This is a genomic window from uncultured Caulobacter sp. (assembly GCF_937900395.1).
Classification (GTDB): Bacteria; Pseudomonadota; Alphaproteobacteria; order Caulobacterales; family Caulobacteraceae; genus Caulobacter.
Genome location: NZ_CALCDX010000030.1, coordinates 15438 through 37290 on the forward strand (window position 1 = coordinate 15438; position 21853 = coordinate 37290).

General features: G+C 68.7%; 15 protein-coding genes. 6 read left to right on the forward strand and 9 right to left on the reverse strand.

The window, feature by feature from the left end; all coding sequences use genetic code 11:
- The first annotated feature begins 91 nt into the window (after positions 1-91).
- Complete coding sequence (locus Q0379_RS02435; RefSeq protein WP_299003900.1) at positions 92-1528, forward strand: S41 family peptidase; 1437 nt, start codon at positions 92-94, stop codon at positions 1526-1528.
- Here the strand turns inward: Q0379_RS02435 and Q0379_RS02440 are convergent.
- A complete protein-coding gene (locus tag Q0379_RS02440; RefSeq protein ID WP_299003902.1) occupies positions 1515-2840 on the reverse strand; it encodes a cellulase family glycosylhydrolase in 1326 nt (441 codons plus the stop codon). The genes Q0379_RS02435 and Q0379_RS02440 overlap by 14 nt on opposite strands.
- Positions 2841-2910: 70 nt before the next feature.
- On the reverse strand, positions 2911-5997 hold the full coding sequence (putA, locus tag Q0379_RS02445; protein WP_299003936.1) for a bifunctional proline dehydrogenase/L-glutamate gamma-semialdehyde dehydrogenase PutA: 3087 nt from the start codon (positions 5995-5997) through the stop codon (positions 2911-2913).
- Between the two features lie 412 nt (positions 5998-6409).
- Between putA and Q0379_RS02450 the strand changes: the two genes are divergently transcribed.
- On the forward strand, positions 6410-6877 hold the full coding sequence (locus Q0379_RS02450; protein WP_299003904.1) for an Lrp/AsnC ligand binding domain-containing protein: 468 nt from the start codon (positions 6410-6412) through the stop codon (positions 6875-6877).
- Here the strand turns inward: Q0379_RS02450 and Q0379_RS02455 are convergent.
- From Q0379_RS02455 to Q0379_RS02470, 4 genes are all read right to left on the reverse strand, one after another.
- Complete coding sequence (locus tag Q0379_RS02455) at positions 6874-7041, reverse strand: hypothetical protein (protein ID WP_299003906.1); 168 nt, start codon at positions 7039-7041, stop codon at positions 6874-6876. The two genes, Q0379_RS02450 and Q0379_RS02455, sit on opposite strands and share 4 nt — an antisense overlap.
- Before the next feature lie 261 nt (positions 7042-7302).
- Entirely contained in the window at positions 7303-8706 is a 1404-nt protein-coding gene (locus Q0379_RS02460; RefSeq protein WP_299003908.1) for an efflux transporter outer membrane subunit, read from the reverse strand.
- 2 nt (positions 8707-8708) lie between these two features.
- A complete protein-coding gene (locus tag Q0379_RS02465) occupies positions 8709-11870 on the reverse strand; it encodes an efflux RND transporter permease subunit (protein WP_299003910.1) in 3162 nt (1053 codons plus the stop codon).
- 12 nt (positions 11871-11882) lie between these two features.
- Positions 11883-13049, reverse strand: a complete 1167-nt coding sequence (locus Q0379_RS02470) for an efflux RND transporter periplasmic adaptor subunit (RefSeq protein ID WP_299003912.1) — start codon at positions 13047-13049, stop codon at positions 11883-11885.
- A gap of 185 nt (positions 13050-13234) precedes the next feature.
- Here Q0379_RS02470 and Q0379_RS02475 point away from each other — a divergent pair, with 185 nt between their 5' ends.
- From Q0379_RS02475 to Q0379_RS02485, 3 genes are all read left to right on the forward strand, one after another.
- Entirely contained in the window at positions 13235-13831 is a 597-nt protein-coding gene (locus tag Q0379_RS02475; RefSeq protein ID WP_299003914.1) for a TetR/AcrR family transcriptional regulator, read from the forward strand.
- 77 nt (positions 13832-13908) lie between these two features.
- Entirely contained in the window at positions 13909-15039 is a 1131-nt protein-coding gene (locus tag Q0379_RS02480; protein ID WP_299003916.1) for an acyltransferase, read from the forward strand.
- Positions 15040-15151: 112 nt separating this feature from the next.
- Positions 15152-15910, forward strand: coding sequence for a class I SAM-dependent methyltransferase (locus Q0379_RS02485; RefSeq protein ID WP_299003918.1), 759 nt, complete (start codon positions 15152-15154; stop codon positions 15908-15910).
- Here the strand turns inward: Q0379_RS02485 and Q0379_RS02490 are convergent.
- Complete coding sequence (locus tag Q0379_RS02490; protein WP_299003938.1) at positions 15907-16680, reverse strand: TIGR00730 family Rossman fold protein; 774 nt, start codon at positions 16678-16680, stop codon at positions 15907-15909. The genes Q0379_RS02485 and Q0379_RS02490 overlap by 4 nt on opposite strands.
- 144 nt (positions 16681-16824) lie before the next feature.
- Between Q0379_RS02490 and Q0379_RS02495 the strand changes: the two genes are divergently transcribed.
- Positions 16825-18417 carry an MBL fold metallo-hydrolase gene (locus Q0379_RS02495; protein WP_299003920.1) on the forward strand — a complete coding sequence of 531 codons (1593 nt, stop codon included), beginning with the start codon at positions 16825-16827 and terminating at the stop codon, positions 18415-18417.
- Positions 18418-18575: 158 nt separating this feature from the next.
- Here Q0379_RS02495 and Q0379_RS02500 read toward each other — a convergent pair whose 3' ends face one another.
- Positions 18576-20210: a family 43 glycosylhydrolase gene (locus Q0379_RS02500; protein ID WP_299003922.1), complete on the reverse strand. Its 1635-nt coding sequence runs from the start codon at positions 20208-20210 to the stop codon at positions 18576-18578.
- Between the two features lie 165 nt (positions 20211-20375).
- A complete protein-coding gene (locus Q0379_RS02505) occupies positions 20376-21812 on the reverse strand; it encodes a sugar porter family MFS transporter (protein ID WP_299003923.1) in 1437 nt (478 codons plus the stop codon).
- Between the last annotated feature and the right edge of the window lie 41 nt (positions 21813-21853).

The window sequence follows — 21853 nt, forward strand, 5'->3', positions numbered from 1 at the left end:
CATCGACTGTACGCGTCTTACGGCCATTTAACGTGCTCACGGCGGTTTGGCCGGCTAGGAGCCGAGGGAGCTTGAGGGGGATAACGTCGTTATGTTTCAGCGTCTGCGCAACGCCGTCTTGGTCCTCGCCCTCTGCGGCGCGGCCTCGCCCGCCGTCGCCTACGACTCCAAGCCCTGGATCGAGGACGCGCGCCAGATCCGCGCCGCCCTGGGGTCGCGCTATCCGAATATCGACTGGTTGACGGTTGATCGGGGCGTTGACCTGGACGCGGCCTTCAAGGCGGTCGAGGGCGGGCTGGAGAAGGCCAGGTCGGACGCTGAGGCCAAGGCCCTGCTCGACCGCGCGCTCGCCAGTCTCGCCGATGGTCACGTTCAGGTCGACTGGAGCCCCGTCGTGGCGGCGCCTGCGGCCACGGGGCCATCGGTCGCCGCGCCGCCCTGCGCGGACATCCGGCCTCAGCGCCAGCGACCGCCGGTCGCCTCGGGCCTGCCCGGCTGGACGCCGCTGGATACGGGTGAGGGCGCCCGCGAGTTTCCGGGGGGAATTGTCACCGTCGACGGCCGTAAGGTCGGCGTCGTGCAGATCGTGCTCTTCATGGCCGACCGCACGGTCTGCGAGGCCGCCGCCGCCGAGCTGAAGCACCCTCTCGACAAGCCTTGTGACGATGACTGCTCGCGTCGTCTCGACCAGCACATGTATCAGCTGATGAGCGACCGCTTCGCCGCCCGGCTGGAGGCGATGAAGGCCGTCGGCGCCCAGGTGCTGGTGGTCGATCTGGCCGGCAACGGCGGCGGCCGCGAATGGGCCGAGGTCGCCGTGCGTCAGCTGAGCCCGCTGCGCCTGAAGAGCGCTCCGGTCCGCTTTGCGCGCTCGCCTCTGGCCGCCGAGAGCCTGGAGAGCCTGGCCCAGGACATCGAGGCCAATATCGGCGGGGAGAAGGGCGCGACGAAGGCCGCCCTGCTGCGCGAGGCCGCCGACCTGCGCGCCCGCGCCACGGAGGCCCGTCGGGTGTGCGATCCGGGCGCCGACGCGGCCTGTCCGCTGCTGATCGACGCCGGCTACGGCAGCGGCGTCCGCGCGTCGGGCGATCCGGTCGCCCTGGCCGACAAGGCCTGGGGCCATTCGGTCTTTCAGCCCGCCAAGTGGTCGTGGCGCGAAGGCGTCTGGTCCGGACCGTTGATCGTGCTGGTCGACGGCAAGTCCGCCAGCGCCTCGGAAGAGTTCGCCGCCATTATTCAGGATAACAAGGCCGGTGTGATCCTGGGGGCCCCGACCCTGGGCGCGGGGTGCGGCCACGCCACGGGTCTGGGCCCGGTGGTGCTCAAGAACAGCGGCGGTCGCTTGTCGCTACCGGACTGCCTTCGCCTGCGCGCCGATGGCTCCAACGAAATCGGCGGCGTCGAGCCGGATGTGCTGGTCGGTTTCCGGGGGACGGACGGGCCAGCGCTGAAGACCCGCCGCCTGGCGCCGCGCCTGCCGGAGGCGGTGGCGAGGGCCGTGGCGCTGGCCGGGTCTAGAGGGCGCTGACCGCCGCGGCGTGCTCGGCGATCACCGCCAGGGTGGAGGCGTCGGTGTCGAACACCCCATACAGGCCCTGCTCCTCCTGGGGCGGGTCGCCGACAAAGCTCTTGTCGCCAGCCGCGAACCAGGCGTCGGGATGCTGGGCGCGGCCCTCGCCGTTCCAGGCCCAGAAGTTGGTCCCCGCCGTCGGGCCGCCGGCCTTCATGTCCTCCAGCGCCAGGCCGTAGATCGTCCGATAAAAGCGGTCCTTGTCGGCCGTCGCCGAGCCGGGCGCGAAGGCGCGGGCCTCGCGGATCAGGCCGAACTCCTCGATGACCAGCGGCTTGCCCAGCTGGCGGGCGATGGCGATGTGGCGGGCGACATAGTCGCGGCAGCGCGCCTCGCCGGCCTCGTAGGTCGCCGGCTGGTTCTTGGGATCGATCCAGCCCCAGTTATTGGGCCAGACGTGGGCGGTGACATAGTCGATCGTCGTTGGTCGGTGCGCATCGACCACGCAGGCCTCGCTCTCGAGACAGCCCTTCAGGCCCTCGCTGCCGGTGCAGACCAGGTGGCGCGGGTCCAGCGTCTTGATGATCGTGGAGGTGTCGCGGACCCACTGCTGGAAGGCCGCCATGTTGCGCTCGCCGAAGGCGGCGCTTCCGCCCGGGCGGGGCTCGTTGGCCAGCTGCCAGGCCATGATGGTGGGATCATCGCGATAGGCCTTGCCGGTGACGGTGTTCATCCGCCCGACCAGGCCGCGCAGATAACGCAGGAACAGGGCGTTGGCCTTGGCGTCGCCATAGAAGCGCGCCGCGTAGTCGGGGTATTCCGGCCACGGACGAGCTGGGTCGCCTTGCTGGAACCAGGGCCCGTTCCCGACCCAGTTCAGATAGGCCGGCATGCCGCCCGACCAGTCCCAGAAGTTGTTGACGTAGATCACCGCCTTCATGTCGCGCTTGGCCATCTCGGCCAGCAGGACGTCGAGGCCCTTCAGCAGCTCCTGGCGATAGACGCCCGGCTCCTCCTGGAAGGTCGGCGACACCGCGGCCTTGGCCGGCGAGCGCTCGCCCGCGCCCAGTACCCGCAGGTTGGCGACGCCCAGGCTCTTGAGCCGATCCAGCTCGCGCCTCAGCCGCTCAACATCGCCGAACGCCGCCGACGCGCCCAGCCAGGCGCCGTACCAGAGGTTCGCGCCCGCGAAGCGATAGGGCTTGCCGTCGAGCGCGAGGCGGCCGTCGCGGACCGTGACGAAGCCCTTGGCGCTTGGCGCGGGCTTGGCGGCCGCCCCCAGCGCGGGCAGGGCGGCGGCCAGAATGAGGTCACGGCGCGACAGGCGCATGTCGAAGCTCCCCCCTGAAGTCGAGGAAGCTTAGGCCGCGCCCGTCGCGGTTGTGAAGCGCGCCTTGGTCTTACAGGTTCAGCAGCGCCGGATCGCCGCCCTGGGCGGTGATGTTGACGCTGAGCGCCCGCTCGACCGCGAAGCGCAGCAGGGCGTGCGGACCGCCGGCCTTGGGGCCGGTGCCCGACAGGCCCTCGCCGCCGAACGGCTGCACGCCGACGACCGCGCCGGTCATCGAGCGGTTGACGTAGGCGTTGCCGGCCGGGACCAGGCGCTGGACGTCGGCCGCGAAGCTCTCGATCCGCGAGTGGATCCCCAGGGTCAGGCCGTAGCGGCGGGCCGCGAGGGCGCCGGCGACCTGCTCGAGGTCCTCGGGCTTGTAGCGGACGACGTGCAGCACCGGGCCGAACACCTCGCGCTCCAGGAAGTCGGCGGCGGGGATCTCGGCCAGGACCGGCGCGAAGAACGTCCCGCCAGCCGGGGCGGCGAGGGCGTGCAGCACCTTGGCCTCGCGCTTCAGGCGCTCCAGGTGCTTGTCGAGGGCGGTCTTGGCCTCGGCGTCGATGACCGGGCCGACTTCGGTGACGGCCAGGGCCGGATCGCCCAGAACCAGCGCGTCCATCGCGCCCTTCAGGCCCTCGATGATGTGGTCGGCGGTGTCGTGCGGCAGGAACAGCAGGCGTAGGGCCGAGCAGCGCTGGCCGGCCGAGCCGAACGCGCTGACGATCACGTCGTCGATCACCTGTTCGCGCTGAGCCGTCGTGTCGACGAACATGCCGTTGAGGCCGCCGGTCTCGGCGATGAACGGGACGATCGGGCCCTGCCTTTGGGCGAGAGTCTGGTTGATCCGCCAGGCGGTGTCGGTGCCGCCGGTGAAGGCGACGCCGTCCAGGCCCTCGTGCGCGACCAGGGCCGCGCCCACCGTCTCGCCACGACCCGGCAGCAGGGCCAGCAGGCGCGGGTCCAGGCCGGCGGCGTGATAGAGCTTCACGGCCTCATAGGCGATCAGCGGGGTCTGCTCGGCGGGCTTGGCCAGCACCGCGTTGCCGGCCGCGAGGGCGGCGGCGATCTGGCCGGTGAAGATGGCCAGCGGGAAGTTCCATGGGCTGATGCAGACGAAGACGCCGCGGCCAGCCAGACGCAGGCTGTTGGTCTCGCCGACCGGGCCCTTCAGCACGTCGGCGTCGCCGAACTGGTCCTCGGCCAGCACCGCGTAGTAGCGGCAGAAGTCGACGGCCTCGCGGACCTCGGCGATGCCGTCGCTCAGCGTCTTGCCGGCCTCGCGCGCCAGGATGGCGATCAGGCGCTCGATATTGGCCTCCAGCGCGTCGGCCATGGCGCGGAGCACCTGGGCGCGGGCCGCGCCGCCGGCGCGGTCCCAGGCCGGTTGCGCGGCGCGGGCCAGGCGGAACGCCTCGTCGATCTGCGGCAGCTGGGCCTCGGAGACGGCGCCGACCACGCGGCCCTCGTCGGCCGGGGCGATCACCGGCAGCGGCGGCGTGCCGACGGCCAGCTTGCCGCCGACCAGCGGACCGGCCGACAGGGTCTCGGCGTCGATGGCGACGATGGCGGCGGAGAGGCGCTCGCGATCGGCCTTCACCGACAGGTCGAGGCCGGCGCTGTTCTGGCGGCGTGGGCCGTAGACGTGGATCGGCGTCGGGATCTTGGCGTGACGGTCGGGGTGGGCCTCGACCACGTCGATCGGGTCGGTGACGACCTTCTCGACCGGCACCCGCTCGTCGAGCAGGGCGTGGACGAACGAGGTGTTGGCGCCGTTCTCAAGCAGGCGGCGAACGAGGTAGGGCAGTAGGTCCTCGTGACCGCCAACCGGAGCGTAGGCCCGCAGGGTGATGCCATCATAGAGGTCGTCAGCAGCCTTGTAGAGCGCCTCGCCCATGCCATGCAGGCGCTGGTGCTCGATGCGCACGCCGGCGTTCTTGGCCATGCGGACCACGGCCGCCAGGGTGTGGGCGTTGTGGGTGGCGAATTGGGCGTAGAGGCCCGGCGCGGCGTCGATCAGGGCCTTGGCGTTGACCAGGTACGACAGGTCGGTGGCCGGCTTGGTCGTATAGACCGGATAGTCCGGACGGCCGGCGACCTGGGCGCGCTTGATCTCGCTGTCCCAATAGGCGCCCTTGACCAGGCGGACCATCAGACGGCGACCGGTCGCTTCCGACAGGGCGCGGAGGCGGGCGATGACCTCGCCGCAGCGCTTCTGGTAGGCCTGGACGGCCAGGCCGAGGCCGGTCCAGCCGGCGAGCTCGGGCTCGCGGCACAGCTTGTCCAGCAGCTTCAGCGACAGGGCCAGGCGATCGGCCTCTTCGGCGTCGATCGTGAAGTTGATATTGTAGCGGGCGGCGATCAGGGCCAGGCGCAGGGTGCGCGGATAGAGCTCCGCCCACACGCGGTCTTCTTGGGTGGCTTCGTAGCGCGGGCACAGGGCCGACAGCTTGACCGAGACGCCGTGGCCCTTCTCGGGACCGGCGCCGTTCGACAGCTTGCCGACGGTGGTGATCGCGTCGGCATAGGCCTTTTCATAGCGCTCGGCGTCGGCGGCGGTGCGGGCGCCTTCGCCCAGCATATCGAACGAGCACATGGTGTCTTCGTTCGCCGCGCGCTTGATGGCGGCCTCGATCGTGCGGCCGAGGACGAACTGCTCGCCCATGATGCGGATGGCCTGGCCGACGGCGGCGCGGATCACCGGCTCGCCCAGGCGCCCGGCCAGCTTCTTGATGAAGCCGGGCAGGTCCTTCTGGGCCTCGGCGTCGGGCTCGACGATCTTGCCGGTCAGCATCAGGCCCCAGGTCGAGGCGTTGACGAACAGGCTGTCGGAGCCGCCCAGGTGCGAGGCCCAGTCCGCCGAGCCGATCTTCTCGGCGATCAGCTTGTCGCGGGTGTCGTCGTCGGGCGTGCGCAGCAGGGCCTCGGCCAGGCACATCAAGGCGAGACCTTCGCGGGTGCCCAGCGAGAACTCCTGCAGGAAGCTTTCGACCACGCCCTGCTTGCGGACGCTGCGGCGGGCGCCGCGCACCAGCGCCTCGGCCTCGGCGCGGACGGCGGCGCGGTCCTCGCTGGAGAGCGGCGCGGAGGCCAGCAGGTCGGCGATCACGGCGGCTTCGTCGCGATACTTGCCGTCGTCGAGGCTATCCCAATTCATCGCGGGCATGGCGTTCCCTGAGGTTAGAATATCGTCGGTCTATCGCGACTTCCGCCAAAGGTGCTTCGTTTGTTGCGCGGCCGCGCCGTACGCCATTCGGCCAAGGAGCCGAAAATCATCGTCCGCTCCGGCGCGCGGGCGCTCGGCGACGAGGATGCTCTGGAAATGGGGAGGGAGGAAGGGGCGCTGGTCGGGGAGACATGGAGCGCCCCTTCCTCTCTAGCGCGACGCCCGGTTAGGGGGAGAGGGGCGAGCGTCGCGACGTTCCGACGGCAAAGCCGCCCCACCGACGCCCTGAGGAGGAGGGGTTGGCGCGGGTGGGCTGGAACGATCGGGGGTGTAACGCTAAGCTTGTCGAAGGTGCTCCGTTTGTGAGCGCTAATTTTCGAAGCTTCTTCGGCAAAAAGGCGCCATGGCCAGTTCCGCTCTAGACGACACCGATCGCCGACTACTCAGGGTTTTGCAGGCCGACGGACGCATCACCAACGCCGAGTTGGCCAAGCGCTGCAATCTCTCGCCGGCGGCCACGTTCGACCGTGTCCGGCGGCTGAGGGAGCGCGGCTACATCACCGGCTACGCGGCGCTGCTGGATCCGGCCAAGGTCGACCGTGCGCTGCTGATCTTCGTGGAAGTGGTGCTGGAACGGACCACGGGCGAGACCTTCGAGGACTTCGCCGCGGCCGTGCGCCGTGCGCCCGAGGTTTTGGAATGCCACATGGTGGCCGGCGGCTTCGACTATCTGATCAAAGCGCGCGTGAAGGACATGGAGGCCTATCGCGGCTTCCTGGGCGACATCCTGGTCAAGATGCCGGGCGTGCGGGAGACCCGCACCTACGCCGTGCTCGAGGAGGTCAAGAGCACGGTTCAGCTGCCGCTTTAGCGGGAGGCGACGACCGTCGGGCTCGAAACGGGGCGGCCTGAAAGGTCGGTCGGTGCGACCACGGCGGAGACGATGGCGGTCAGGGCCAGCAGGCTGGCGAGCACGATACCGGCCGCCTGGGCGATGGGGTTCGGCGTTTGATCGTTCTTCGAACTCGTGGACATGGTCACCTCTTCCGGCCTTGGCTTCTGCACGCGCGCGGAAACACCGTTAATGTGCAAACGTTTATCGAAGAGGGTTACCAAACGGTAATAAACGCCCGACCCCATCCCCGGATCGGGTCAGGCGTCGGTCTTCAGATTGAAGAGGAGGAAGGGGCGGCTCCCGGGAATGGGGGGAGGAGCGCGCCCCTTCCGTTCGTCACCATCGGGGGGGGGGATGATGGTCGACGAACTTCCCCGGAGGCTGCCGGGGAAGGCCTTGGCTCAGCGAACGGGCGCGCCGCCGCCGAGCGTTTTGTACAGGGTCACCAGGTTGGTGGCCCGATCCAGGCGCGCCGAGATCAGACCCAGCTGGGCCGAGTACAGGGTGCGCTGGGCGTCCAGCAGAGTCAGGGCGCTGTCGACGCCCGCGTCCCGGCGCTGCTGCGACAGGCGCTCGCGATCGGTCGCGGCGGAGACGAGGCGCTCCTGGGCGGCCAGGCGATCGGAGACCGTCTGGCGGATCGACAGGGCGTCGGAGACCTCGCGGAAGGCCGTCTGAACGGTCTTTTCGTAGGTCGCCACCGCGATGTCGCGACCGGCCTTGGCGCTGTTCAGGTTGGCGACATTGGCGCCGCCGGCGAAGATCGGCAGGCTGATCTGGGGCGTGAAGCTCCAGCTGCCGGTCCCGTTCTTGAACAGGTCGTTGAGGTCGCCGCTGGTCGCGCCGGTCGAGCCGGTCAGGCTGATGCGCGGGAAGAAGGCCGCCCGCGCCGCGCCGATATTGGCGTTGGCGCCTTGCAGGCTGTGCTCGGCCGACAGCACGTCCGGACGGCGCGCCAGGACGTCGGACGGCAGGCCGGCCGGCAGGTCGGCCAGGATCTTGGCCGAGGACAGGTCGCCCGAAGGCAGCAGCTCGGCCGGGACCTCGCCGCCGGTCAGCAGCACCAGGGCGTTGCGATCCTGGGCCACCTGGGCGGTGTAGGACGCCACGTCCGAACGGGCGGTCTCGGCCAGGGTCTCGGCGGTGCGCAGATCGAGCAGGGAGCCGACCCCGCCGTCGACCTGGCGACGGGTCAGGGCCAGGGACTCCTCGCGCGTGGCCAGGGTGCTCTCGGCCAGCGCCAGGCGGTCCTGATCGGCCGCGAGCGTCAGCCAGGCGTTGGCCGTCTCGGCGATCAGGCTGATCCGGGTGGCGCGCGCGGTCTCCTCGGTGGCGAAGAAGCTCTGCAGCGCCTGCTGGTTCAGGCTGCGGACGCGGCCGAACAGGTCCAGTTCATAGGCGGTGAAGCCGATGGTGGCGCTATAGGTCTCGGTCTCGATCGCCCGGCCCGTCTGTGAGACCGCGGCCGGCGTGCGGCCGCGCTGCTCGCTGAGCACGCCGTTGATCGACGGGAACAGGGTCGAACGCTGGACGCCGTACTGGGCGCGGGCGCGCTCGATGTTCAGCACCGCCACGCGCAGGTCGCGGTTCTGCTTCAGCGCCAGGTCGACCACGCCTTGCAGGCGGGGATCGACCAGCACCTGGCGCCAGTCGAGGTCGGCGGCCGTCACCGAGCCCGCGGGCTCGGCGGTCGGCGTGGACCAGGTCTGGGCCACCGGCAGGGTCGGGCGCTCGTACTTGGGCGCCAGGGTGCAGGCGCTGACCGCCGTGGAGGCCAGCAGGATCAGGGTGAGATTACGGAACATGATCAGTGGGCCTCCGTCGACGGCGCGTCGCCTTGGGCGACGGCTTGGTCGTGGCCGGGATGCTTGGGTTTGAAGATCTTCTCGACCACCACGAAGAACAGCGGGACGAAGAAGATCGCCAGCAGGGTGGCCGAGATCATGCCGCCGATGACGCCGGTGCCGATCGCGTGCTGGGCGCCGGAGCCGGCCCCATTGGAAATCGCCAAGGGCAGAACGCCGAAGACGAAGGCCAGCGAGGTCATGATGATCGGGCGCAGACGGATGCGGACCGCCTCCAGCGTCGCCTCGACCAGGCCCATGCCCTTCTCGTAGAGGTCCTTGGCGAACTCGACGATCAGGATGGCGTTCTTAGACGCCAGCCCCATGGTCGTCAGCAGGCCGACCTGGAAGTAGATGTCGTTGCTGAGGCCGCGGACGAAGGTCGCCAGCAGCGCGCCGATGACGCCCAGCGGAATGACCATGATGACCGCCAGCGGGATCGACCAGCTCTCATAGAGGGCGGCCAGCAGCAGGAACACGACCAGGATCGAGATGCCGTACAGGGCGGGGGCCTGGTTGCCGGACTCCAGCTCCTGGGCCGACAGGCCCGTCCACTCGTAGCCGACGCCCGGCGGCAGCTTGGCCGCCAGCTTCTCCATCGCGGCGATCGCGTCGCCCGAGCTCTTGCCCGGGGCCGGCGAGCCCTGGATGTTGACCGACGACAGGCCATTATAACGCTCCAGACGCGGCGAGCCGTAGGTCCAGGACGAGGTGGCGAACGCGGGGAACGGGACCATCTGGCCGCTGCCGTTGCGGACGTACCAGCGGTTCAGGTCCTCCGGCGTCATGCGGAACGGCGCGTCGGCCTGGATGTAGACCTTCTTGACCCGGCCGCGGTCGATGAAGTCGTTGACGTACGATCCGCCCCAGGCGGCGCTGAGGGCGCTGTTGATGTCGGCGGTGGTCAGGCCCAGCGCGCCGGCCTTGGCCTGGTCGACCTCGATCTTCAGCTGCGGGGTGTCGTCCTGGCCGTTCGGGCGCACGCCCACCAGGTTCGGATCCTGGGAGGCCATGCCCAGCATCATGTTACGAGCCTGCATCAGAGTCTCGTGACCGACGCCGCCGGTGTCCTGCAGCTGGAAGTCGAAGCCGGACGAGTTGCCCAGTTCCGACACGGCCGGCGGGACGATCGCGAACACCATGGCGTCACGGAACTGACTGAAGGCGCCCATGGCTCGGCCGGCGACGGCGGCCGCCTTGAGCTTGGCCGACTTGCGAACGTCGAAGTCCTTCATGCGGACGAAGGCGAGACCGGCGTTTTGGCCGGCGCCAGCGAAGCTGAAGCCGGAGACGGTGAACACCGACTGCACGGCGTCCTTCTCGCCGATCAGGAAGTGGTCGCGCACCTTGTCGAGGACGGCGAGCGTCTTCTCCTCGGGCGCGCCGGCGGGCAGCTGGACCAGGGTGAACATGGTGCCCTGGTCTTCTTCCGGCAGGAAGGCGCTGGGCAGGCGGACGAACAGCAGGCCCATGGCCACGATGATCGCCGCATAGACGGCCATCCAGCGACCGCTCTTGCCCAGGATCTTGCGCACGCCGCCTTGGTAACGGCCGCTCATGTCGTTGAAGCTGCGGTTGAACCAGCCGAAGAAGCCCGTCTGGTGCTCCTTGTGGCCGGCCTCGACCGGCTTCAGCATCGTGGCGCAGAGGGCGGGGGTTAGGATCAGGGCGACGACCACCGACAGGGCCATGGCCGAGACGATGGTGATCGAGAACTGACGGTAGATCACGCCTTGCGAGCCGCCGAAGAAGGCCATCGGCACGAACACCGCGGCCAGCACCAGGGCGATGCCGATCAGGGCACCGGTGATCTCGTTCATCGACTTGCGGGTGGCTTCCTTGGGCGAAAGGCCTTCCTCGCTCATCACGCGCTCGACGTTCTCGACGACGACGATGGCGTCGTCGACCAGCAGGCCGATGGCCAGCACCAAGCCGAACATGGTCAGGGTGTTGATCGAGTAGCCGAAGGCGGCCAGCACGCCGAAGGTGCCCAGCAGGACGACCGGCACGGCGATGGTCGGGATCAGGGTCGCGCGCCAGTTCTGCAGGAACAGGAACATGACGATGAACACCAGCACGATGGCTTCGATCAGCGTCTTGACCACCTCCTCGATCGACAGCTTCACGAACGGCGTCGAGTCATAGGGCACGACGTACTTGTAGCCGGCCGGGAAGTTCTTCTCGAGCTGGGCCATCTTGGTCTTCACGGCCGCGGCCGTGTCGAGGGCGTTGGCGCCGGGGGCCAGCTTGATGGCGATGCCGGCGGCCGGGTGGCCGTTGAACTTGGCGACCGAGGCGTAGCTTTCCGCGCCGAGTTCGACGCGGGCGACGTCGCCCAGGCGCACGGTGGCGCCGCCGGTGGTGTTCTTCAGGATGATCTGACGGAACTGCTCGGGCGTCTGCAGGCGCGACTGGGCCGTGATCGTGGCGTTCAGGCCCGTGCCTGGCAGGTTGGGCGCGCCGCCCAGCTGACCCGCCGAGACCTGGGCGTTCTGGGCCTTGATCGCGGCCGACACGTCGGCCGGGGTCAGGCTGAAGCTGGCCAGCTTCTGCGGGTCCAGCCAGATGCGCATGGCGTATTGCGAGCCGAACAGCTGGATGTCGCCGACGCCGTCGACGCGGCTGAGCGGGTCCTGGATGTTCGAGGCCAGATAGTCGGCCAGATCGGTGCCGGTGGTCTTGGAGTTCTCGGAATAGAGACCCACGACCATCATGAAGTTACGCGCCGACTTGGCGACCGTCAGGCCTTGCTGCTGCACTTCCTGCGGCAGCAGGGCGGTGGCGGTCTGCAGCTTGTTCTGGACCTGGACCTGGGCGATGTCGATGTCGGTGCCGGCCTTGAAGGTCAGGGTCACCGTGGCCGAACCGGCGCTGTCGCTGGTCGACGACATGTAGTCCAGGCCGTCCAGGCCCTTCATCTTCTGTTCGATGACCTGGGTGACGCTATCCTCGACCGTCTTGGCCGAGGCGCCCGGATAGTTGGCCGAGATCGACACCTGGGGCAGGGCGATGCTGGGATACTGCGCGATGGGCAGGGACGTGATCGCCAGCGCGCCGGCCAGCATGATCACGATGGCGATGACCCACGCGAAGATGGGCCTGTCGATGAAGAAGCGTGAAAGCATCTGAAACTGGCCTTAGCGCTGAGCTTGAGCCGCGGCGGGCGAAGAGCCCGCGGGCACGGCCTTGATCGGCGCGCCGGGGCGCACCTTCATCAGGCCTTCGACGATGACCTTGTCGCCCGGCTGCAAGCCGCTGGTGATGAGCCACTTGTCGCCGACCGTCTGGCCCAGGGTGACCGGGCGGGCCTCCGGGCCCTTGGCGCCGACCAGCATCACCGTCGCGCCGCCCTTCGGATCGCGGCTGATCGCGGTCTGCGGGACCAGGATGCCGCTCGGGGCCACGCCTTGCGTCAGGCTGGCGCGGACGTACATGCCCGGCAGCAGCACGCCGTTCGGGTTCGGGAACACCGCGCGCAGCGTCACCGAGCCGGTGCCCGGATCGACCGTCACGTCCGAGAATTCCAGCGTGCCCGGCGTCGGATAGGTCGAGCCGTCCTCGAGCTTCAGCGTCACGGTCGCCGAGTTCGTCTTGCCCAGCTTGCCGCTGGCGAACTGCTGCTTCAGCTTCAGGAGCTCGGCCGAGGTCTGGGTCAGGTCGACATAGATCTTCGACAGGTCCTGGACCGTCGCCAGGGCCGTGGCCTGGTTGGCGGTGACCAGGGCCCCCGGGGTGACCGCGCTCTTGCCGATGCGGCCGGTGATCGGCGCGGCGACCTTGGTGTAGTTCAGGTTGATCCGGGCGGTGTCGAGCGCGGCCTTCTGGACCGCGACCGCGGCGGCGGTCTGGGCGGCGGCGGCCTGGGCGTCGTCATTGTCCTGCTTGGAGACCGCGCCGCTCTCGACCAGGGTCTTGTAGCGGTCGGCCTTGAGCTTGGCCGACAGGGCCTGGGCCTGGGCCTGGGCCAGCGAGGCCGCGGCGCTGTTGTAGGTGGCCTGATAGGTGGCCGGATCGATCTGATAGAGCGACTGACCCGCGTGGACGATCGCGCCCTCCTCGAACAGGCGCGCCTTGATCACGCCGCCAACCTGCGGGCGGACGTCCGACACCAGGAAGGCCGAGGTCCGGCCGGAGAGTTCCGTGGTCAGGCCCACGGTTTGGGGCTGGGCCACGATGTAGCCGACCTCGGTCGGTCCGCCCATGCCCATGCCGGCGGCGCCGCCCTTCTGGCCGCAGGCGGCGAGGGTGAGGGCGATGGCGGCGAGTCCCACTGCCGTTGCGGCGGCGGTGCGTTGAAAGTGCATATTTGACCCCGGATGCGATGGTCTGGCGAGCTATTGCTCTTGACGAGACCGGCATGATGAACAATTTGAGAATGAACGTTCATTCTCACGCGGGCTGGACATAGGAGCGCGACTAGCGCAAGTCAACCTCCAAACCCGACGCTGAGGCTGCCCTAACGGAAATGTAATGTCGCTTGGGAATTTCAATGGTTGATGACGGTTACTCCGGGCGTCCGTCGCCGGAATCGCGCCGCCAGCAAATCCTGGACGCCGCGTGCGAGCGCGTGCGCCAGTCCGGATTCCACGGCGCCAGCATGGCCGACATCGCCAAGGCCGCGGGCCTCAGCGTCGGCCAGATCTATCGCTACTTCGAGAACAAGGAGGCGATCATCGCCGCCATCGTCGAGCAGGACCTGGCGGAGATGCGCGACAAGTTCGCCGAACTCGAGAGCCAGCCGGGCACGCTGGCGGACGCCATCGACGAGCACCTGCCCGAGAGCATCGACAAGTGCTTCGAACCCGGCCGGGCCGCCCTGGCGCTGGAAGTCATCGCCGAGGCCGCGCGCAATCCCAAGGTCGCCGCCATCGTCCGTTCGGCGGACGACCAGGAGCGGCAGATGGCCAAGTCGCTGATGGCGCGCAGCCGCAAGCCCGAATGGAGCGACGCCGAGTTCCAGGCCCGTTGCGAGGCGATCGGCCTGATCTTCAACGGCCTGCTGATGCGCGGCGTCAACCACCCCGACCTCGATCGCGAAGCCCTCGGCAAGGTGCTGCGCTCGACTGTGCGCCACCTGCTGAGCTGAGGCCTGACGCGCCGGGCGATTGCCAGGCCTTCGCCGATCGGCGATTAGCCGTTCGCTGGAGAGGCGCTGGGGGGCGCATGAACGAGCCGATCAACGATACGCCGCAAGCCGGCCCGCCGACGCTATTCGCGCGCGGCGCCTACATCTCCGGCCTTGACGGCTTGCGCGCCATCGCCGTGCTGTTGGTGATGGTCGGCCACTTCGGCCTCGAGAACGTGGTCCCGGGCATGCTCGGGGTCACCATCTTCTTCTTCATCAGCGGCTTTCTGATCACCACCCTGCTGACGCGGGAAGCTCAGGCCCATGGCGACATCTCGGTTGGCAAGTTCTACATGCGCCGGGCGTTGAGGCTCTATCCGGAACTGCTGCTGCTTGTGGTCCTGGGCGGATCGGCGGGCCTTCTCTACCAGGCGGTGCGGCCGATCGACGTCGCCGCGGCGCTCGGCTACTTCACCAACTATCTCCTGCTCCACGAGGAAGCGACGGGCGGCGCGGTGCGCTGGCCGCAGCTCTGGTCGCTGGCGGTGGAGGAGCACTTCTACCTCACCTTCCCGCTGCTGATGTGGGCGACATGGAGGCGTCCTCGACTGTTCGCCGCCTTGCTGGCGTCGATTTGCGTCGCAACCCTCGCCTGGCGGTTCCATGTCTCCCAGTTCGGCGCCCCCTTCGGCCTGCTCCAGGCCGGCGCAAACCTGCCGTACACGTCGTTGGCGTCGGACGCCCGGATCGACTCGATCGTCTATGGCTGCCTGGCGAGCCTGATGTTCCGGCGGTGGGGCGATCACCTCGCGGCCAAGCCATGGCTGGCGCTGGCGATCGGCGCGGCGGGCGGGGCGGGGCTGCTGCTTTCGCTGGTCTGGCGCGATCCCGCCTTCCGCGAGACCTGGCGCTTCAGCCTGCAGGGGATCGCGCTCGCCGCCGCCTTCGTCGGGCTCTATGCGACGCCGTTGGGGGCCTGGGTTCGCGAGAGGCTGCTCGACCACCCCTTGCCGCGTCGCCTCGGCGTCCTCTCCTACGGCGCCTATCTCTGGCACATGGAGATCGTCGTGGCCTGCGTCGCCTGGGCGGGCTTCCCCGTGGATCTTCCGCCGGTTCAGAAGCTTGCGCTCGTCGTCGGCGGCACGCTGGTCAGCTTCCTGCTGGCCGAGCTCTCGCTGCGCGCCGTCGCGCCCGCGCAGCGCCTGCGGCATCGGCTGTTCGCGCGCTAGACGACAAGATTGTAGAGTTAATTTACCCCCGTCAGGTGAGAGGACTCGACGCGCCCGGCATTACGGTTAAGGTTTCGGTAACGCTCTTCCGCCGATCCCTTGGAGACCTCGCATGTCGGCTCTCTCGTTGGCCCCGGTCTTCAAGCCCGAAGTCGTCACGCCGGTCTTCCCGCCGCGCGACCAAGCCGCGGACATCCTGCTGGAGCGCTTCCGCCGGCACGCGCCCTCATTCCACCTCGACGGGTCCAGCGACTGGAGCGTCTCGGAGGAGACGATCCGGTTCCTCGCCAAGCACGTCCCGGAAAACGCGGCGACCCTCGAGACCGGCGCCGGCCTGTCGACCGCGATGTTCGCCTTGCTGGGCGCGCGCCACACCTGCATCACGCCCGACGCCGGAGAAGTTCGCCGGATCGGGGACTTCTGCCGGGCGGCGGCGATCCCCACCGCCGATCTCGCGTTCGAGATCGACTATTCGGAAAACGCCCTGCCGCGCCTGAAGAAGGAGCCGTTGGACTTCGTGCTGATCGACGGCGGTCACGGTTTCCCGATGCCGATCATCGACTGGTACTACGCAGCCACGCACCTCAAGGAGGGCGGCGTCGTCCTGATCGACGACACGCACCTGTGGTCGGTCTCGATCCTGGTCGACATGCTCAAGACCGACGACGGCTGGGCGCACATGGGCCGCGTGGGACGTCGCACCCACGCCTTCCGCAAGGTCGCGCCGTTCGCCTACAAGGAGTTCTGCTTCCAGCCCTACGTCGTCCGCAAGAGCCGCCTGGCGTCGATCACGACGCGCCTGCTCACGGCGTTCGACCTGTTGCGGACCGGCGACTTCGCCGAGTTCGGCCGGCGGCTGCGGCGAGCCTAACCCTTGCCCGCCGGGAGCTTCAGGCCGCACTTGACCAGTTCGGCCCAAGCCTCTTCGGCGTCATCGGCGAAGTGCAGCAGGTCGAGGTCTTCGGCCGCGATCATGCCGTGCTCGACCAGGCCCTCGAAATTGATGACCGAACGCCAGTAGGCCTCGTCGAACAGCACGATGGGGATCGGTGGCGCCTTGTCGGTCTGGCGCAGGGTCAGGATCTCGAACAGCTCGTCGAAGGTGCCAAAGCCGCCCGGGAACACCACCAGCGCATTGGCGCGCATCGCCAGGTGCATCTTGCGCATGGCGAAGTAGTGGAAGCGGAAGGTCAGCTCCGGCGTGCAATAGGGATTGGGCGTCTGCTCGCGCGGCAGGGTGATGTTGAAGCCGATCGTGGGCGCGCCGGCCTCGTAGGCCCCGCGGTTGGCGGCCTCCATCGCGCCGGGGCCGCCGCCGGTGGCGATGACGTTGTCGCGGACATGGTCGCCGTTCTCGATCTTGGCGCCGCCGCGCTCGGAAACGATGCGGCCGAAGCGCCGGGCCTCCTCGTACCACCGGGCCTGTTCGGGCGGGCCGTCCTGGCGGGTCCGGGCGCTGCCGAACACCACCACGGTCGAGCGTACGCCCCAGCGGCGCAGGGCCTCGTCGGCCTTGGCGAACTCCAGCAGGAACCGCACGCCCCGCATCGAGTCGCCCAGCAGGAAATCCTGGTCCAGCGCCGCCAGCCTATAGGACGGCGAGGTCAGCTGGGCGCGGTTGTCGGGGGCGTCGGTCGGCAGGGGGACTTCGGTCACGAGGAACACTCAAGGTTTGCGTAGCGGCGCAGACTATGACGCAATCCGTCAGCGAGGTTGACCTGGATCAGGGCGAAGACGGCTTCCGGACGCTCATCCTCGTTCAGTTTTCTTGTGGATGGCGCTGTGATGACCCCGACCTTGACCTTCCATGGCGCCGCGGGCTGCGTCACCGGCTTTTGCGCCCGGCTCGTCACCGAGCACGCCACGGTGCTGATCGACTGCGGCATGTTCCAGGGCTCCAAGACGCTGAAGGCGCTGAACTACGAGCCGTTTCCGTTCGACGCCGGCAAGGTCGACGCCGTCCTGCTGACCCACGCCCACATCGACCATTCGGGCCTGTTGCCCAAGCTGATGCTGGCCGGCTTCGAGGGGCCGATCTACGCCACCGCCGCCACGCGCGACCTGGCCGCGGTCATGCTGGTCGACGCCGGCGGCATCCAGGAGAACGAGGTCGAGAGCCTCAACCGCCGCAACCAGCGACGCGGCATTCCGCCGGTCGAGCCGATCTATACGGCGCAGGACGGCAAGGCCGTCGCCGCCCAGTTCCGCAAGGCGAAACTCGGTGAGCCTCTCCAGATCGCGGAGGGGATCACCGCCACCTGGTGGCCCGCCGGTCACATGCTGGGCGCGGCCTCGATCGCGGTGGAGGTCGGCGCGCCCGGCCAGACCAAGACCTTGCTGTTCTCCGGTGACCTGGGGCCGGGCGGCAGCCCGTTCGTCGACGATCCCGACGCGCCGGCGGGCGTCGACCACCTAATCATCGAGTCGACCTATGGCGATCGGGAACGCACCGGCTTCGACAGCGCCTCGCGCCGCCAGCAACTGGCAGAGGAGGTGCGGGCCGCCCATGAAGCGGGCGGCCCGCTGCTGATCCCCGCCTTCGCCGTCGAGCGCAGCCAGGAGCTGCTGGTCGATCTGCTGGAGCTGATGGACGCCGGCGAGGTTCCGAAGGCCGATATCTTCCTGGACTCGCCCCTGGCCATCGAGGCCACCAAGGTGTTCCAGGCGAGGGGCTGGCGGCCGGGCGTCCAGTCCAATCCGTTCGAGGCGCTCAGGCCGTCGAACCACCTGCGGTTCCTGAGCTCGCCGGGCGAGAGCGACGGGCTGGATCGCCTGAGCGGCTGGCACGTCATCCTGGCGGCCAGCGGCATGTGCGACGCCGGCCGCGTGCGCAAGCATCTCAAGCGCCTGCTATGGCAAAAGGAGGCGACCGTCCTGCTGTGCGGCTACCAAGCCACCGGCACCCTGGGCCGCCTGCTGGCCGAGGGTGCGCCGCGCGTCTCGATCCGGGGCGACGAGGTGCGGGTGCGGGCGCGCATCCGCCAGCTGGACGCCTATTCCGGCCACGCCGACGCCCACGGTCTGGTGGCCTGGGCCAAGGCGCGCAAGCCGGTGGCGGGCTCGGTGTTCATCGCCCACGGCGAGCCCGATGCGGCGCAAGGCCTTAAGCGCCGGCTGGCCGAGGCCGGGTTCGCCGAGGATCGCCTGCTGGTCCCCGCGCTGGACGAGACCTTCCTGCTGGGCGAGGGGCCCGCGACCTTGACCGACCAGGCGCCGCCGCGCCTGCCGCCGCGCGCGGCAGGCTCGCTCGACTGGCACAACCAGCGCGCCGCCTTCCAACTGGCCTTGGGCGAGGCGCTCAAGAGCGCCCCCGACGACGCCGACCGCGAGCGCCTGCTGCACGTGCTGAGCGCGGCGCTGGAGGCGTATCGGGGGTAGGGGCTAGTCCCCACAATTTCCGTGTCATCCCGGAAGCCTCGAAGAGGCTATCCGGGACCCAGGGGCGGCGCCCACGGCGTTCCCGCAACCCCTGGGTCCCGGCTCTTCGCTTCGCTACGGCCGGGATGACACGGATTTTGAGCGTGCCGGTTTAGCGATTAATCCAGCGCCCTGTACTTGAACCCCCTAAACCGCGCCGAACCTTTGCCGGCCGCGTAGATCCCTGGCTTCAGCATCAGGAAGCCGCCGCGGACGTTGTGGTGATAGCCGCTGACTTCCATACCCCGGTCGAAGCGCTTCCAGGTCTGGCCGCCCCCTTCTTCACTATTGAGCCCGCTGGTGTGGAAGGCGACGATGTGGCGGGTGTTGCGCAGCCGCATGAGCATCTTTGACCCGTGCGGATTGGCCGGGCGGCCGCGCTCGATGCCGTACTGGTGGGTGACGAAAGCCTTCTCGTCGAAGCCCAGACCGCAATAGAGCTGCCGGTCGTAGAACAGGATCAGGCCGGCGCGGGTCTCGGCATCGACCTCGATCTCGCACTCGATCTCATAGGCCTGGTCGCCATTGACGAAGATCAGCGGCGCGCCGCTGGATGGGGCCTCGCCCGCGCCCTTCAGGGTCAGGACGCCGTTCGCGCGGCTGAGGCGCTGCTGCTCGTTGGGGCCGGGATCGAAGAAGTTCCACTGCACGCCGTACTTGTCCGTGGTGAAGTCGTCCGACAGCGCCATTCCGTGCGGCCCGGGCTTGCCGCCTTTCGGCTTGGGAATGGGCTGGCTGAGATCGCCGCCGCCGACCTCGAACCAGCCGTCGGCGGTCCAGGTCACCGGCGCCAGCAGGGTCTGACGGCCAAGCGTGTAAAAGCCGTTCTCGTAGCCGTGATAGACGGTCCACCAGTCGCCGCCGGGCCCCTCGACCAGGGTGGCGTGGCCGCGCGACCACCATTTCTCGCTGTTGTCGACCGTGCGCACGACCGGGTTGCGCGGATGGTCCTCCCAGGGCCCGGCCAGGGACTTGGCGCGGGCGACGATGACCATGTGGCCGGTCGGCGGGCCGGCGGTGCCGCCGACGGCGGTGATCATGTAGTAGTAGCCGCCCCGCTTCATGACCTTCGGGCCCTCGGGCGAGAAGCCCTCGACGTCCCAGTCGTCGGGGTAGCGCCAGGGATTGTAGACGTGCTCGGGCTGGCCGACGGTCGAGAGGCCGTCGGGCGCCAGCCTGATGCGGTCGCCGCCGGACAGGAACAACCAGCGCTGGCCCGTCTCGTCGACGATGTGGCCAGGGTCGATATAGCGGGGCAGCTTCAGGTCGATCGGCTCGGACCACGGGCCATCGATCCTGTCGGCCCAGATCACGTAGCTGGTGTTGTTGTTCGGCTTCTTGGCCGGCAGGTAGATGTAGTAGCGGCCCTTATGCTTGCAGAGCTCGGGCGCCCAGATCGAGCCGACATTGGTCTTCAGCGTGGTGGTGACCGGCGTCCAGTTCACCAGGTCGCGGCTGTGCCAGATCAGCAGGCCCGGATAGGCGTCGAACGAGCTGTGGGTCATGTAGTAGTCGTCGCCGTCCTTCAGGATCGACGGGTCGGGATGGTCGCCGGCCAGGATCGGATTGAGGAAGGTCCCGTCGCCGAGGTCGGCCTTGCGCTGGCCCTCGATCCCCTTGGCCCAGGTCGGGCCTGAGGTCGGCTTGGCGGGCAGGGCTCCCATCTGCGCCGCTTCCCCAGACGCAGGGATCGCGGCCAGGCCGGCGCCGGTCAGCAGCGAGCCCAGCGCGCCGCGGCGATTGATGTTGGCCATGGTTTCTCTCCCGAACGCGACTTGTCTTGTTGAGCGTAGGCTAGCGGGTGAGCTGGCTTTGTCCACCGGTGTCATTCGGGTTCGAGGCATAAGAAAACGCCCGGAAGCGCAGGCTTCCGGGCGTTGAGTACTCTAGATCCTTCCCTAGCGGGGAAGGATTGCCGGTTAGCCCTCCATCGCTTCCAGTTCGCGGCCACGGGTCTCGTGGATCAGCTTCTGGACCAGGAAGAACGAGATCACGGCGCTGACGGCGTAGAAGCCGTAGGTCGCCGGCAGGCTGGCCTTGGCCATGGCCGGGAAGCTGAACGAGATGGCGAAGTTGGCCATCCACTGGGCGAAGCCGGCGACGGCCAGGGCCGAGCCGCGCATCTGGTTCGGGAACATCTCGCCCAGCATCACCCACATGACCGGACCCCAGGAGAGGTTGAAGAAGATCACGTAGAGATTGGCGGCGACCAGGGCGATCGGGCCGACGCTGCCGTCCAGGTGCAGGGCGCCGTTGACGGTGGTGGCGGTCGAGAAGCACCAGGTCAGGACGCCCAGGGTCACGGCCATGCCGACCGAGCCGATCAGCAGCAGCGGCTTGCGGCCGATACGGTCGATCAGGGCGATGGCGGCCAGGCAGGCCAGGATCGACAGCGCGCCCGACAGGATGTTGATCTTCAGGCTGTCGTCCTCGGTGAAGCCCACCGACTGCCACAGCACCGAGCCGTAGTAGAAGACGATGTTGATGCCAACCAGCTGCTGGAACACGGCGAGCACGAGACCGGCCCACAGGATCGGCCGGATCTTCTTGCTGACCGGATCCAGCAGGTCCGAGAACTTCGGCTTGTGGTCGGCGCTCAGCGAGGCGCGGATCTCGGCGACCTTGGCCGCGCCGGCGCCCGCGCCGAACAGGCGCGAGAGGATGGCTTCGGCCTTGGCGTCCTGGCCCTTGGCGACCAGGTAGCGGGGGCTCTCCGGAATGCCCAGCAGGCACAGGAAGAAGACGCCGGCCGGGATGACCTGCATCCAGAACATCCAGCGCCAGGCCGGCAGGCCCAGCCAGAAGTCGGCCGTCGAGCTGCCGGCGGTGTGGGCCAGCGCGTAGTTGGCCACGAAGGCGCCGGTCAGGCCGGTGATGATCATGATCTGCTGCACGGACGACAGGCGGCCGCGGATGTTCGCGGGGGTGACTTCCGAGATGTAGACCGGGCACAGCACGCTGGCCGCGCCGACGCCCAGGCCGCCGATCAGGCGGAAGATCACGAAGATGGTCGAGGTGTGCGCGGCCCCGGTGCCGAGCGCGCTGATGATGAACAGCACGGCCGAGATGATCATCACGGTGCGGCGGCCCCAGACGTCGGCCAGGCGGCCCGCCGCGAACGCGCCGATGGCGCAGCCGATCAGAATGGCTGCCACGTTCAGGCCGGTGCCGAACTCGGTGAGCTTGAAGGCGCTGTTCAGGCCCTCTTGCGTGCCGTTGATGACGCCGCTGTCGTAGCCGAACATGAAGCCGCCGATCGTGGCGACCGCGACGATCGCGGCGACGAAGGCCATGTTCACCTTCGTCCCGTCAGCGCTCATGCCCGCGCTGGGGCCGGCGTTGGATACACTTGCCACAGGTTTCCTCCCATTGAGCCTTCTTGGGCCCGTTGACGCCC

Bases quoted from the DNA above. Each gene is read 5' to 3' on its own strand.
- Q0379_RS02485 (WP_299003918.1), top strand. From the start codon at position 15,152: ATGTCGGCTCTCTCGTTGGCCCCGGTCTTCAAGCCCGAAGTCGTCACG.
- Q0379_RS02475 (WP_299003914.1), top strand. From the start codon at position 13,235: ATGGTTGATGACGGTTACTCCGGGCGTCCGTCGCCGGAATCGCGCCGC.
- Q0379_RS02460 (WP_299003908.1), bottom strand. From the start codon at position 8,706: ATGTTCCGTAATCTCACCCTGATCCTGCTGGCCTCCACGGCGGTCAGC.
- Q0379_RS02450 (WP_299003904.1), top strand. From the start codon at position 6,410: ATGGCCAGTTCCGCTCTAGACGACACCGATCGCCGACTACTCAGGGTT.
- Q0379_RS02470 (WP_299003912.1), bottom strand. From the start codon at position 13,049: ATGCACTTTCAACGCACCGCCGCCGCAACGGCAGTGGGACTCGCCGCC.
- Q0379_RS02495 (WP_299003920.1), top strand. From the start codon at position 16,825: ATGACCCCGACCTTGACCTTCCATGGCGCCGCGGGCTGCGTCACCGGC.
- Q0379_RS02500 (WP_299003922.1), bottom strand. From the start codon at position 20,210: ATGGCCAACATCAATCGCCGCGGCGCGCTGGGCTCGCTGCTGACCGGC.
- Q0379_RS02440 (WP_299003902.1), bottom strand. From the start codon at position 2,840: ATGCGCCTGTCGCGCCGTGACCTCATTCTGGCCGCCGCCCTGCCCGCG.
- Q0379_RS02465 (WP_299003910.1), bottom strand. From the start codon at position 11,870: ATGCTTTCACGCTTCTTCATCGACAGGCCCATCTTCGCGTGGGTCATC.
- putA (WP_299003936.1), bottom strand. From the start codon at position 5,997: ATGAATTGGGATAGCCTCGACGACGGCAAGTATCGCGACGAAGCCGCC.
- Q0379_RS02435 (WP_299003900.1), top strand. From the start codon at position 92: ATGTTTCAGCGTCTGCGCAACGCCGTCTTGGTCCTCGCCCTCTGCGGC.
- Q0379_RS02455 (WP_299003906.1), bottom strand. From the start codon at position 7,041: ATGTCCACGAGTTCGAAGAACGATCAAACGCCGAACCCCATCGCCCAG.
- Q0379_RS02480 (WP_299003916.1), top strand. From the start codon at position 13,909: ATGAACGAGCCGATCAACGATACGCCGCAAGCCGGCCCGCCGACGCTA.